The sequence below is a fragment of the Actinosynnema sp. CA-299493 genome, assembly GCF_050946825.1.
Lineage (GTDB): Bacteria > Actinomycetota > Actinomycetes > Mycobacteriales > Pseudonocardiaceae > Actinosynnema.
On the sequence record NZ_CP191993.1, the window covers coordinates 5109835 to 5122261 of the forward strand.

The window sequence follows — 12427 nt, forward strand, 5'->3', positions numbered from 1 at the left end:
TGGCGCAGGAGATGACTGAGGAAGTTGACGGGCGGAGGACGTGGAGCCGAAACGTTCGAGGCTCCACATCGACGGCCGACCGCAGCCGGACACGACGAAGCGCCGGGTCCTGTAGTGGACTCCGGCGCTCACTACCCTCTTCGGCACCACAGCCCGTCAACTTGAGCGATCCAGCGACGGTTCACCTGATCGGACCATCAGGGTCGGAATCGAGGCTCGTTCCCGTAACGGATTGGCCCGTTCGGCGCGGGGTATCCCACGGCTCCTGGGCCGAACAGCCACCGGAGGCCACGATGGGCAGTCTGGCGGGCGAGACGGCTCCGACGCTCGGAGTCGAAGAGGAGTTCCTGCTGGTCGACGCCCGGACCGGTGAACCCGTGCCGCACGGCGCCGAGGTGGTCGAGGCGGCCAGGCGGCGGTTCGGCGTCGAGCTCGACGTCGAGCTCATCCAGGCGCAGGTGGAGACCCGCACCCCGGTGTGCCACGACCTCGCCGACGTGCGGCGGCAGCTGAACGGGCTGCGGATGGTGGCCGTCGAGGTCGCCCACTCCCTGGGTCACCGGCTGCTGGCCGTGGGCACGCCGCCGGTGGGTGGAACGACCGGACCTACCACCGACCGCGACCGCTACCGCGGGCTCACCGAGGACTACCGGCTCCTCGCCGCCCAGCAGTCGATCTGCGGCTGCCACGTGCACGTCGCCGTGCCGGACCTGGAGACGGCGGTGCAGGTGTGCAACCACCTGCGGCCGTGGCTGCCGGTGCTCGGGGCGGTGACCGCGAACTCGCCCTTCGCCGACGGCGTGGACACCGGCTACGCGAGCTGGCGCTCCATGGTCTGGTCGCGCTGGCCCAACGCCGGTCCCCCGCCCTACTTCGAGTCGGCCGCGCACTACGAGTCCACCTGCGACGTGCTGGTCGCCGCCGGCTCGGCCCGGGACCGGCGGATGATCTACTGGGACGTCCGGCCGTCCGCGCACCTGCCGACCGTCGAGGTCCGGGTCGCCGACGTCGCGGCCACCGCGGACGAAGCGGTGCTGCTGGCCGCGTTGGTGCACGCCCTCGTCCGCACGGCGCTGGCCGACCTCCGGCGGGGTCTGCGGGCCTCGCCCGTGCCGACGGAGGTGTTGCGCGTCGCCACGTGGCGAGCCGCGCGCGACGGCCTCTCGGGTCTGTCCCTGGACGTCCTGTCCGGTCGCCTCGTGCCCACGCGCCTGCTGCTCGACCGGCTCGTGCACCGGGTCGAGGAGCAGTTCGACGACGTCGGCCTGGTCCGCCGGCTGCTGTCCACCCTGGACACCGACGGCGGCGGCGCGGATCGGCAGCGGCGCGCCTTCGCCCGTGCGGGTCGGATGTCGGACGTGCTCGAGCAACTGGCGCGCGACACCCTGTCCGGCGCGGAGACGTGGACCGGCGGGCCGTTCCGGCTGACCGCGTGATCAACTGCCGGTCGAGCCCGCCCGCGCGAGGCGGAACAACGCGGTGCGCCCGGCGAGCAGGAAGACGCGGGCGGCCTGGACGTCACCGCCGGCGGCCTGGGCGGCGGCGTCGCGCAGGAATCCCAGCGTGGTCGACACCGGGCCGTTCGGTGTCCGCTCCGCCAGTTCCAGCAGGCGGTCCCGCACCGGGGCGGTGGCGGCGGCGAACCCGGCGAGCACGCGGTCGATCTCCTGCCGGGCGTCGGCGTGGTGAGGGTCCAGGCGCAGCACCGCTTGCACGGCGGAGTCCACCGCCACGCGCAGCACCGCCACCGGGTCGTCCACCGGAACCGTGTCCTCTGTCACGGAAAGCAAGGGTAGATCACGATCCGTAGTGCGGCATGTGCTCGGCGCGCGGGCCGGGTGCGATGTGTGCGTGCCAGGACCACGGGGTATCCGGTCGGGCCGGGGCCGTTTCGAACAGGTGGGACGGCCTGAAGTACTGGGGGACGGTCACATGACCTCGTCGGAGAACGCGCTCGCCGCCAGAATCAGCGTCGACCTGACCACGCCGGTTCCGCCGCTGGCCCAGATCCGGCAGTGGCTGGCCGCCGTCCTGTCCGAGCTCGCCGAGGACGTCTTGCAGGACTTGATGCTGGTCTGCACCGAGCTGGTCACGAACGCCTATGACCACGCGTGCGCTCCGCGGCAGCTGCGCGTGCACCGATCGCGTGATCGCCACTCCCTGCGGGTCGAAGTGGACGACGGCAGCGCCGAGCACCTGCCGGTGGCCGGCACGTCCCGCCTCGGCGCGTGCCGCGGCCGGGGTCTGATCATGGTCGACCACCTGTCGCGACGCCGCTGGGGCACGCACCTCGGTGCCGAGGGCAAGACGGTGTGGGCGGAACTGCCGCTGTCGTGACGTCAGGTCGCGCGCAGGCTCCGCTGAGCGGACCGCGCGGCCAGGATCGGCAGGAAGTTGTGGAACTTGGCCTTGGCGGCGAGCCGCTGGTAGGCATCGGACACGGCCGCGCGCACGACCTGGTGGTCGACCTTGCCGCCGAGCCGCCTGCCGACCTCCTCCGCCGCTTGGTCCAGCTGCGCTTCGACGTCGGTGCGGAGCGTGCGCGGATCGCGGACCAGGTGACCTTCGAGCCGTTCAGCCGTCATGACGTTCCTCCGTCGCGGCACGGTGGTGTTCAGCCTACGAGAGGAGTCGGCCGCGGCCCCGGTCGCGAAACCCGGTTCGCGACCGGGGCCATGCGATTCGGTCATGACCACGGGTCTTGGACGCCGCCACGCCCAGCGCGACACGATCGGCGACCATGAGCGAGAAAGCAGCCGATCGACCGACCCGCCACTCCGCCCTGGCGAGCGCCTCGGTGGGTTCGGCGTTGTCGGACGGGCCGGCGGGCGGCGACACCGGCGCCCGGAGAACGCCGGGTCGCGGTCCGGCACGACCTGCTCCAGCCGTGGTCAGAAGCTGTCGGTCGCGGTCAGCTCGTGCTCGAACGCGTCGGCGGCGGCGACCAGCAGCATCAGCGGGCGTTCGAACTCCTCCCGCACGCTCAGGTCCTCCAGCGGCACGGTGTGCTTGAGCAGGGCGACGTCGCCCACCACGGCGGCGCCGCCGACGGCCGACGTGCCCGCGAGCACGAGCAGCCGCTTCAGGTCGATCGCGTCGGCCCGGCCGACGGGCGAGGAGATCTCGACCCACGCCACGCCGTCCGACTCCGGCACGTGGTGCACGGAGACCTGCTGGGTGCGGCTCTCACCCAGGTCGAGCCGGAAGCGCAGCCAGCTGTCGGTCTCCTCCAGCACCTCGTACCGCGTCCGGACGTAGTTGATCACGTCGATCCAGCTGGTCACCGTAGTTGCCCCTTGCCCTGCTCACGCCACGCCGCCCGGTCGTCCCACACGGTATCCGAACTCACCCGCGACGCCGGGGAACCGGTCGGGGAAGATCGGGCCGAGCGGTCCGGCGGTGACGGATCGAGGCCGCGGCCGGGTGGCCGCGACCTCGATCGGTGTCGTGCTGCCGTCGTTACCGCTGGGTGATGTCGGACGGGGAGTAGAAGCAGTTCACGCCGTCCGCGCCGGAGCCGATCTTGGTCGGCTCGCTGCCCTTCGGCACTCCCTTGTACTTGTCGCAGATGGACGTCGAGCCGTACACCGTGATGCGGGAGAAGCGGGCCGTGTCACCCCAGTTGGTGTTGATGCCCGCCAACGCGCCCGTCGACCGCGCCGTGACACCGTCCATGACCACGTGCCGCTGGTAGGACGTCGCGCAGTTGCCGCACGCCCGGTACAGCTTGCCCGCCCCGTTGACCTGGAAGTTCCGGATCGTCACCGTGCCCGCGCCGTTGTGCTGGAACACCTTGTCCGACGCCGACCTCGCCCCACCGCCGTCGACCAGGTACGTCGCCGAGGAACTGGAGGACTTGAACGTCGCCGCGTCCTCGCCCACGTCGTTCCACCACACGTTGCGGATCGTGCACGACCCCTCGCAGTGGATGCCGTCACCGGCCGGCGCGTCCAGGATCACGTTCTCGATCGTGCCCCCGTTCGCCACCACGAACATCGGGTCCTGGCTCTCACCCTGACCACCGTCACCGATGCCGTAGTACTTCTTCATCCCACCGTTGAAGTACGACCCCACACTCCGCGTCGTGGTCTGGTGCACACTGCCCGTATCGCTCGGCCACGGACCACTGCCATCCCCACCACCGGGAGTGGTGGTCGTGGTGCGCGTCGTGGTCGAAGTCGAAGTCGAAGTCGACGTGGAAGTCGAGGTCGAGGTCGGGCCACCGCTCGTCGGCGTGAACGTCCACTGCTTGGTGGCCACGCTGTCGCAGGAGTTCTGCTGGACCGGCGCGCCGGCGGCGGTGGAGTTGTCCTTGGTGTTCATGCACTTGCCGCCGTTGGCGTTGACCACGCGGTAGTTGCTGCCGCTCTCGGTCAACGACCAGGTCTGGCTGGCGGCGCCCGTGCACGACTGCTGCTGGATCGCCTTGCCCGCGCTCGTCGACGCGTCCTGGACGCCGACGCACAGGCCGTTGGCGACGGACGCGATCCTGAAGCCGCCGCTGACCGCCGTCAGCGTCCACTGCTGACTGCCGGCGCTGCCGCACGACGCCTGCTGGAGCTGGACGCCGCTGGACGCGCTCGCGCCCGGCACGTCGAGACACTGCCCGCTGCCCGCGTTCTTCACGGTGTAGGTGCCCGCGCCGACGGCCGCCTGCGCGGTCGTGGCGGTCGACCACATCGTGAAGGTGGCGGCCAGTGCCGTGGCCGCCACCGCGGCGGCCAAGCCCGTGCGCCACCTTGCGCCACGCGGTGGTGCGGGCCGCGTGGATCGACGGTGATCCGCTGTGCTCATCAACAACTCCACTTCTCACTTTCCGGGACGCCGAGGTCGGCGGTCAACCGATTTCGAAAGCACGTTTCCCCGAACCCGTTCACCAGTGTGAAGAATTCCGGTAACCGCTTTCCAGCGGGATGTTAGAGGCTGTTGAAGCGACCGGTCAATGACCGCTTTCCCAAGGTCCGGACACCGGGGTGTCGAATGCCGTCGAACGCCGAGGTGATCGCCGGTGCCACTGATCAACGCCACTGACCGGGCAAATACGGGCGATCATATTCGTGAACAGAATCGTCCGACCCGGGTCACACTCGTGAACAAAAGGACAGGCGATGAACCAATTGCGGACTCACCGCTCGCCGTCCCGATCCGGCATCTCCGCGCCGCACCGGGGGCACCGCGCGGGCACCGGCCCCTCGGCCAACGAGCCGCACTCCGGGCACACCCGGGACAACCAGCACACCGAGTCCCCGGCCGGCGCGGGCACGCCGTTCTCGTTCGACTCCACGAATGCCCCCGGCTGGTTCCGAGCTGAACAGGAATCGAGAATACCGCTTTTGCTACCGTCCAACCCATGCACCTCATCCGGTCCACGGACATCGCGCTGAGGGTGGTGATGCTCCTGGCCGCCGACGGCGGGCGGCTGACCGTCGACCGGCTCGCCGGCGCGCTCGACGTGCCGCGCCACCACATGGCCAAGGTCGTGCAGCGCTTGCAGCGGCACGGCTTCGTGGCCACCGCGCGCGGCCGGGCCGGCGGGGTCGGGGCGCCGGTGGCGGTGCTGGACACCTCGGTCGGCGCCGTCGTGCGCGCGTTGGAGGGCGACGGCGAGGTGGTGGACTGCGACGGACCGCCTTGCCCGTTGCGCGGCGGCTGCCACCTGCGCGACGCGTTGCGCGCGGCCCGACTGGCATTCCTCGCCGTGCTGGACGACGTGACCGTGCGGGCGCTGGTGGCCGAGCCGGTCGGCCCCGTGCTGCTCGACCTGGCGCCGCACCGCACGGGCGGCGCGCCGTGACGGCGGCCCGGGACCTGACCGGCCGGGAGGACGCGCTGGCGCTGGTGACCGAGTTCTACCGGCGGGCGTTCGACGACGGGCTGCTCGGTCCGGTCTTCCGCGACGTGGCCGGGCTCGACCTCGCGGCGCACCTGCCCGTGATCGCGGACTTCTGGGCCACGGTGCTGTTCCGCGCCGGCACGTACCGCCGGAACCTGCTGCGCGTGCACCTCGACCTGCACGAGCGCTCACCCCTGACGGCCGCCCACTTCGACCGGTGGCTGGCGTTGTGGGCCGACACGGTGGACGACCTGTTCGCGGGCGAGAAGGCGGACCTGGCGAAGGCGCAGGCGGAGCGGATCGCCTGGTCCATGATCCGCCGGCTGCGCCGCGAGGACGCGAGCGAACTGGTCACCATCCGGAGGCGGGACGAGGTCGAGGAGCGCTGACGCGGCCGGCGGTTACCGTGTGCTGTCGGCTCCGAACAGAGGTTTGCCCATGATCAGGTTGGACCGCCTGGTGAACGTGCTGGGTGGCTACGGCGTGCGGTTGGCGTGCTGCCCCGTGCCGCGGTCGACGGAGTTGCGCAGCGTGGTGATGCGCGAGGCCAGCGAGGAGCGGGCGGTCGGCGGTGACGTGTTCCTGGCGGTCGGCGCCGGGTCGGTGGCCCAGGCCGTGGGGTGGGCCGCGGCGGCGAAGGCGGCCGTGGTGCTGCTGCACGGTGACGCCGGAGGGGACGCCGGAGGGGACGCCGAGCGCGAGGCGGCCGCGATCGGCGAGGCGGGAGGCGTCGCGGTGATGCTGGTCGACCCGGCCGTGTCGTGGAGCCAGCTGGCCGGCGTGGTCTACGGGTTGGTGCTGGAGGGCCGGGAGACGGAGTCCGGTCGCGGCCCGACGGACCTGTTCGCGCTGGCCGACAGCCTCGCGGGCGCGGTCGGCGGTTCGGTGACCATCGAGGACCGGCTGTCCCACGTGCTGGCGTACTCCAGCTCGCAGCAGGGCGCCGACCCGGCCAGGCTGGAGACGATCCTGGGCCGTCAGGCGCCGCCACGGCTGCGGGAGGCGTTCGAGCGGCGAGGCGTGTTCGCCTACCTCGCCGCCTACGACGAGCCGCTGTTCGTCGAGGAGGACCCGGACCACGGCCTGACCGGGCGGATGGTCGTGGCCGTGCGCGCGGGCCGGGAGCTGCTGGGATCGGTGTGGGTGACGTGCGGCGTGCCGTTGACGGGGGTCCGCTGCACGGCGTTGGCCGACGGCGCGCGGACCGTGGCGTTGCACCTGCTGCGCTCGCGGGCCAGCGCCGACCTGGAGCGCCAGGTGGAGTCGGACCTGGTGATCCGGTTGCTGGAGGGCACGGCGGACGCCGCGACGGTGGTCAGCAGGCTCGGGTTGCCGCAGGGACCGTCGCGGGTCATCGCCGTGCGCGCCCACATCGCCGCCGAGCGGCACGCCGCGCTGCTGCTGGCCTTCGAACGCGCCACCACCGGTTTCGGCTGGTCACGGCCCGGTCGCAGCACCCTGTCGGGCACCACGCTCTACACCGTCCTGCCGGGCGAGCAGGTGACCGCGGCGCGCGAGTGGGTGGCCCTGCTGCGGGCCGCGCTGCCGACCCGGGTGACGGTGACCGCGGGCATCGGCGCGACCGCTTCGGCGGCCGACCTGCCCGCGAGCAGGCAGGAGGCCGACGAGTGCCTGGCGCTGCACGAGGCGCGCACCCCGGACGCCGTGCCACCGGCCTACGACGAGTCGTGGGACGACATCCTGCTGCAACGCCTGCGTGCCGCCGCACGGGCGGGCCGCACCCCGGCCCGGGGTCCGGTCGCCGAGCTGCGCCGCCACGACGGCGACCACGCCACCCACTACGTGCCGACCCTGCGCGCGTGGCTGGAGGCGCAGGGCGACCTCGCGCGGGCGGGCGAGCGGCTCGGCGTGCACCCCAACACCATCCGCTACCGGCTGCGCAAGATGGTCGAGGTGACACCGCTCGACCTGGACGACCCGCGCAAGCGCCTCGCCATGATCATCGACCTGGCCGCCACGGAGTAGCTGTCGGTTGCCGACAAGATCGCATGCCCTGATTGTCGGTTGCGGACAACGGCCTGGTGCGGCGTCCGGGGAATGCTGACCTCGACAGCAGTTCCGCTCGGGTGTGGAGGTGGTCATGGTCGACGTCGGGCGCAGTGACGGCGGACCGAGGTCCGCGGTCGTGGTCGGCGCGGGCATCGTCGGCCTGTCGACCGCGTGGTTCCTCCGGGAACGCGGCGTCGAGGTGACCGTGGTGGACCGCACCGGAGTGGCCGCGGGCGCGTCGTGGGGCAACGCCGGGTGGCTCTCGCCGGGCTTGACGATCCCGCTCAACGAGCCGTCCGTGCTGCGCTACGGCCTGCGGTCGTTGCTGAACCCGACCGCGCCGCTGCACATCCCGCTGTCCGTCGACCCAGGGCTGTGGTCGTTCCTGGCGCGGTTCGCGGCGAACTGCCGGTGGTCGTCCTGGACGCGGGCCGTGCGCGCGAACCGGCCCCTCAACGCCGAGTGCTTCGAGGCGTTCGACGTGCTGACCGCCAACGGCGTCGAGGCGCCCACGGTGGCCGCGCCGATCACCGCCGCGTTCGAGACCGCCCGGCAGGCCGACGCGCTGCGGCACGAGCTGAGCCGGATGGCGGACGCGGGCCAGCCGGTCGAGCACTCCACGCTGGACCGCGACCGGCTGCGCGAGCTCGTGCCGCCTGCGTCGCGAGCCCTGACCACGGGCGTGCGGATCGACGGCCAGCGGCACCTCGACCCCGGTGGCTTCGTGCACGCGCTGGCCCGATCGGTCGAGGCGCGCGGCGCGACGTTCCGCGTGCTGGAGACCGTCGACGTCCACTCCACCGGCAACGGCGTCGCGGTGCGCACCCGTGGCGGCGAGTCCCTGTCCGCCGACGTCGCGGTCGTGGCCACCGGCGCGTGGCTGTCCCGCCTCGCGTCCAAGTGGGGTGTGCGCGTCCCTGTGCGCGCCGGCCGCGGCTACTCGTTCACCGTGCCCGTCGACCGCCCGGTGCCCGGCCCCGTCTACCTGCCCGCCGCACGGGTGGCGTGCACCCCCTACCAGGGCGCGCTCCGGATCGCGGGCACCATGGAGTTCCGCGACCCGGACGCGCCCGGCGTGGTGGCCCGGCTGGACGCGATCACCGCCTCGGTCCGCCCGCTGCTCGACGGCGTGCGCTGGGAGGAGCGCCGTGACGTGTGGGTCGGCCCGCGCCCGGTCACGCCCGACGGTCGTCCGCTGATCGGCGAGGTGCTCGCGCGCGGGGTGTACGTGGCCGGCGGGCACGGCATGTGGGGGCTGGCGCACGGTCCGATCACCGGCAGGCTGCTCGCCGAGCAGATCACCACCGGCAAGCAGCCGGAAGCCCTGCGCGCGTTCGACCCCTTGCGCTGAGAGCCCCCGTGGACGGCACCCGCGACCCGCTCACCCGCGACGAGCGGGCCGAGCTGCACTGGCTGCGCGCGGAGAACGCGTTGCTGCGCGTGCGGCTCGACCTCCTCACCGACATCGCCACCGGCTACGCCCACGACGTCGACACGATCCTCCGCCTGCGCGCGGACGGCTGACCGACCCGAGCCAACCACCCCGTCCGAGGAGCCGGCGGCGCCACACCACCCGGCACCGCGGACACCACGCCGTCAGGGCGGCCCCACCCTCCCGCCGGCCGCCCTGACGGCACCCACCTCACGAAGGCCACCATGACCGACACCCAGCCCCGACGCACCTGGCTGACGCGGCACGCCCACGAGCGGCTCCGGACCGAACTGGCCGAGCTGAGCCGCACCGCGAGCCACGACGACGAGTCCACCGACCAGGACGACCTCGCCACGATCCGCCGCCAGCGGCAGGACCGCGTCCGCGAGATCCAGCACCTGCTCGGCAACGCGGTCGTCGGCGAGGACCCGCCCGACGACGGCATCGCCGAACCCGGCATGGTGCTCACCGTCCGGTACGACGACGCGGACGACACCGAGACGTTCCTGCTGGGCGCCCGGGCCGCCGAGCACGGCGACCTCGAGGTCTACTCCCCCGACTCGCCCCTCGGCACGGCCCTCACCGGCGCACGACGCGGCGAACGGCGCACCTACCGCGTCCCGGACGGCAGCACCACCGGCGTCACCCTGCTCGACGCCGTTCCCCACGGACGCCACCCCGCCGCGGGGCTCGGCGCGGCGGGACCGACCGGCGACCGGCCGTGACCGGTGGATCGCCGGTCGCGCCGCCGGGCCTCCCCCGGGACGCGCCGCGCCGGCGGCCGGGCCGCTACTCCGCGACGCACGAGATCCAGTACTTGCCGCCTTCGTGGTGCACGCCGTGCGTCTCGCTGGCGAAACCCGGGAACCGCTGGTCGAACGCCTCCAGCACGCGCAGGTACCGGGGCAGCGGGCCGTCGGGCGACCCGACGCGCTCGCCGGGCACCAGCACCGGGATGCCGGGCGGCGTGGTGGTGACCTGGGTGGCCACCACGCGGTCGGCCAGGTCGTCCAGGCCGACCAGCTCGGTCTCGCCGCGGATGAACCGCTGGTAGGCCTGGGCCGGTGTCATCACAGCGGTGGGCGGCGTGGGGCTGGTGAACGCCTCGTTCAGCAACCGCACGACCGAGCTGTCGGCGAGGCTGTGGTGCATCTCGTCGCACAGCTGCGGCAGCGTCAGCCGCCCGTACCGCTCGGGGTGCGCCTTCACCAGGTCCGGCAGCACCTCGGCCAGCGGCGCGTGCTCGTCGTGCAGCTGCTTGAAGTCGGTGAGCGCGTCGAGCAGCGTGCCCCACTTGCCCTTCGTGATGCCCATGGAGAACAGCACCAGGAACGTGTAGACGTCGGTCTTCTCCACCACGATCCGGCGGGTCTCCAGGTACGCGGTGACGACCCGGGCCGGGATGCCGAACTCCGACACGTCGCCCAGCGCGTCCACGCCGGGGCAGGTGATCGTCACCTTGACCGGGTCGAGCAGGCAGAAGCCGGGTTCGAGGTCCCGGAAGCCGTGCCACGGCGCGTCGGGCGCCAACGTCCAGCAGTCGGGTTCGCCGCGCAGCAGGTCGAGCGGCGCCTCGTGGAACGGCACCCGCTCGCCGGTGGCCGGGTCGGCGACCTCGGTCGGCTGCCAGACGCCGAAGAACCACGGCGGGCGGTCGCCGGCGTCGGCCAGCCGCCTGCCGAGCCGGATCATGGCCTGGCGGAACCGGATCGCCTCGGTGATCGCCTCGGTGGTCAGCCAGTTGCCGGCCGGGCCGTCCATCATGCCCGCCGCGACGTCGCAGGACGCGATCATCGGGTACAGCGGCGACGTCGTGCCGTGCATCATGTACGTCTCGTTGAACCGGGACCGGTCGAACGGCGCCTTGCCGCCGGACTTCACGTGCACCATCGCCGACTGGGACAGCGCGGCCAGCAGCTTGTGCGAGGAGTGCGTGGCGAACACGGTGGGGCTCTCGGCGGCCGGTGTCCCGCCGTCGCCGACGGCCATCCCGTAGCGGCGCGCGTAGAGCGGGTTGAACCGGCCGTAGGCGAACCACGCCTCGTCGAAGTGCAGGGTCCGGGTCGACGCGCCGAGCAGCTCGTTCACCCGGACGGTGTCGTAGCAGAGACCGTCGTAGGTGGAGTTCGTGATGACCGCGTACGCCGGGTCCTGGCTCACCGCGCCCTGGGCGATCGGCGTGCGTTCGACCTGGGCGCGCACCGCTTCGGCGGTCAGCCGGGCCGGCGGGATGGGCCCGGTGATCCCGTAGCCGTTGCGGGTGGGCACGAGGTAGACCGGGCGCGCGCCGGTGAGCGTGACGCCGTGGTTGATCGCCTTGTGGCAGTTACGGTCCAGCAGGGTGATCTCGTCGTTGGCCACCGCGCTGTGGATGATCATCCGGTTCGACGTGGACGTGCCGTGCAGCACGAAGTAGGTCTCGTCGGCGCCGAAGATGCGGGCGGCGTTGCGCTCGGCGGCGCCGACCGGGCCGGTGTGCTCGAACAGCGAGCCGAGCTCGGCGACGGACACGGAGATGTCGGTGCGGAACAGCCGTTCGCCGAAGTAGTCGAAGAACGCCCGCCCGACCGGCGACTTGAGGAACGCGATGCCGCCCGCGTGCGCCGGCGTGTGCCACGAATACGGGTGCGTGTCGTCGAACCGGCACAGCTCCCGGAAGAACGGCGGCAGGATGTGGTCGAGGTACTGGCGCGCGGCGAAGTCGATCCGGCCCGCGATGAAGTCCGGCGTGTCCTCCAGCAGCCAGATCCAGCCGTTGATCACCTCGGAGACCCACAGCGGCGTCTCGTCGCTGTAGTCGCCGGTGGTCAGCAGGAACACGGGCAGCCGCGAGGAGAACCGGTCCAGCAGCATCCGCAGCACGCCGCCCTCGACGGCCGGGCCCGCGTCGGGTGGCCGCAGCGCCCCGCCGGCCAGCTCCCAGCTCACGACGGCGGCGGCGAGGTCCGCCTGGGCGGTGATCGCCGCCGCCGCGTCGGTGGCGGAGTGCACGACCATCACGTCGTGCCCGCACTCGCGCAGGTGCGCGCAGACCTGCTCGACCTTCGCCGCCGGCACGGTGTTGTCCGGGGCCGCCCGCTCCGCGACGATGAGGATGGTGGACCGGGTCACTGGATCATCAGCTCCTACTCGCCGGGTACGGGCCGAGCGTA

14 protein-coding genes are annotated in these 12427 nt (G+C 72.5%); 8 read left to right on the forward strand and 6 right to left on the reverse strand.

What is annotated here, in order from left to right; translation table 11 throughout:
* Window positions 1-293: 293 nt before the first annotated feature.
* On the forward strand, window positions 294-1436 hold the full coding sequence (locus tag ACQPYE_RS21185; protein ID WP_498713716.1) for a carboxylate-amine ligase: 1143 nt from the start codon (window positions 294-296) through the stop codon (window positions 1434-1436).
* On the opposite strand, the gene ACQPYE_RS21190 is transcribed toward ACQPYE_RS21185, so the two are convergent.
* Entirely contained in the window at window positions 1437-1781 is a 345-nt protein-coding gene (locus tag ACQPYE_RS21190; protein WP_498713719.1) for a hypothetical protein, read from the reverse strand.
* Between the two features lie 151 nt (window positions 1782-1932).
* Here ACQPYE_RS21190 and ACQPYE_RS21195 point away from each other — a divergent pair, with 151 nt between their 5' ends.
* The gene (locus ACQPYE_RS21195) at window positions 1933-2337 is read left to right on the forward strand and encodes an ATP-binding protein (protein ID WP_498713721.1); all 405 of its coding nucleotides are present in this window, start codon (window positions 1933-1935) and stop codon (window positions 2335-2337) included.
* Between the two features lie 2 nt (window positions 2338-2339).
* On the opposite strand, the gene ACQPYE_RS21200 is transcribed toward ACQPYE_RS21195, so the two are convergent.
* The 4 genes from ACQPYE_RS21200 to ACQPYE_RS21215 form a co-directional block, all read right to left on the reverse strand.
* Window positions 2340-2585, reverse strand: coding sequence for a three-helix bundle dimerization domain-containing protein (locus tag ACQPYE_RS21200; protein WP_498713722.1), 246 nt, complete (start codon window positions 2583-2585; stop codon window positions 2340-2342).
* A gap of 306 nt (window positions 2586-2891) precedes the next feature.
* Entirely contained in the window at window positions 2892-3284 is a 393-nt protein-coding gene (locus ACQPYE_RS21205) for a hypothetical protein (RefSeq protein WP_498713723.1), read from the reverse strand.
* A gap of 175 nt (window positions 3285-3459) precedes the next feature.
* Window positions 3460-4725: a pectate lyase gene (locus tag ACQPYE_RS21210; RefSeq protein ID WP_498713725.1), complete on the reverse strand. Its 1266-nt coding sequence runs from the start codon at window positions 4723-4725 to the stop codon at window positions 3460-3462.
* Between the two features lie 400 nt (window positions 4726-5125).
* A complete protein-coding gene (locus tag ACQPYE_RS21215; RefSeq protein WP_498713727.1) occupies window positions 5126-5284 on the reverse strand; it encodes a hypothetical protein in 159 nt (52 codons plus the stop codon).
* Between the two features lie 66 nt (window positions 5285-5350).
* Between ACQPYE_RS21215 and ACQPYE_RS21220 the strand changes: the two genes are divergently transcribed.
* From ACQPYE_RS21220 to ACQPYE_RS21245, 6 genes are all read left to right on the forward strand, one after another.
* Window positions 5351-5794 carry an RrF2 family transcriptional regulator gene (locus ACQPYE_RS21220; RefSeq protein WP_498713728.1) on the forward strand — a complete coding sequence of 148 codons (444 nt, stop codon included), beginning with the start codon at window positions 5351-5353 and terminating at the stop codon, window positions 5792-5794.
* Entirely contained in the window at window positions 5791-6222 is a 432-nt protein-coding gene (locus ACQPYE_RS21225; RefSeq protein ID WP_498713729.1) for a group III truncated hemoglobin, read from the forward strand. Before ACQPYE_RS21220 ends, ACQPYE_RS21225 begins: the two co-directional genes overlap by 4 nt.
* Before the next feature lie 49 nt (window positions 6223-6271).
* On the forward strand, window positions 6272-7819 hold the full coding sequence (locus ACQPYE_RS21230) for a PucR family transcriptional regulator (RefSeq protein WP_498713731.1): 1548 nt from the start codon (window positions 6272-6274) through the stop codon (window positions 7817-7819).
* Between the two features lie 115 nt (window positions 7820-7934).
* The gene (locus tag ACQPYE_RS21235; RefSeq protein ID WP_498713733.1) at window positions 7935-9194 is read left to right on the forward strand and encodes an NAD(P)/FAD-dependent oxidoreductase; all 1260 of its coding nucleotides are present in this window, start codon (window positions 7935-7937) and stop codon (window positions 9192-9194) included.
* An 8-nt stretch (window positions 9195-9202) separates the two neighbouring features.
* Window positions 9203-9367: a hypothetical protein gene (locus ACQPYE_RS21240; RefSeq protein ID WP_498713735.1), complete on the forward strand. Its 165-nt coding sequence runs from the start codon at window positions 9203-9205 to the stop codon at window positions 9365-9367.
* Between the two features lie 132 nt (window positions 9368-9499).
* Window positions 9500-10000: a GreA/GreB family elongation factor gene (locus ACQPYE_RS21245; RefSeq protein WP_498713737.1), complete on the forward strand. Its 501-nt coding sequence runs from the start codon at window positions 9500-9502 to the stop codon at window positions 9998-10000.
* 64 nt (window positions 10001-10064) lie between these two features.
* On the opposite strand, the gene ACQPYE_RS21250 is transcribed toward ACQPYE_RS21245, so the two are convergent.
* Window positions 10065-12386: an Orn/Lys/Arg family decarboxylase gene (locus tag ACQPYE_RS21250; RefSeq protein ID WP_498713738.1), complete on the reverse strand. Its 2322-nt coding sequence runs from the start codon at window positions 12384-12386 to the stop codon at window positions 10065-10067.
* Window positions 12387-12427: the final 41 nt, after the last annotated feature.

Excerpts from the sequence above, each read along its gene's own strand:
- ACQPYE_RS21245 (WP_498713737.1), top strand. The coding sequence starts at position 9,500 with ATGACCGACACCCAGCCCCGACGCACCTGGCTGACGCGGCACGCCCAC.
- ACQPYE_RS21200 (WP_498713722.1), bottom strand. The coding sequence starts at position 2,585 with ATGACGGCTGAACGGCTCGAAGGTCACCTGGTCCGCGATCCGCGCACG.
- ACQPYE_RS21230 (WP_498713731.1), top strand. The coding sequence starts at position 6,272 with ATGATCAGGTTGGACCGCCTGGTGAACGTGCTGGGTGGCTACGGCGTG.
- ACQPYE_RS21185 (WP_498713716.1), top strand. The coding sequence starts at position 294 with ATGGGCAGTCTGGCGGGCGAGACGGCTCCGACGCTCGGAGTCGAAGAG.
- ACQPYE_RS21195 (WP_498713721.1), top strand. The coding sequence starts at position 1,933 with ATGACCTCGTCGGAGAACGCGCTCGCCGCCAGAATCAGCGTCGACCTG.
- ACQPYE_RS21220 (WP_498713728.1), top strand. The coding sequence starts at position 5,351 with ATGCACCTCATCCGGTCCACGGACATCGCGCTGAGGGTGGTGATGCTC.
- ACQPYE_RS21235 (WP_498713733.1), top strand. The coding sequence starts at position 7,935 with ATGGTCGACGTCGGGCGCAGTGACGGCGGACCGAGGTCCGCGGTCGTG.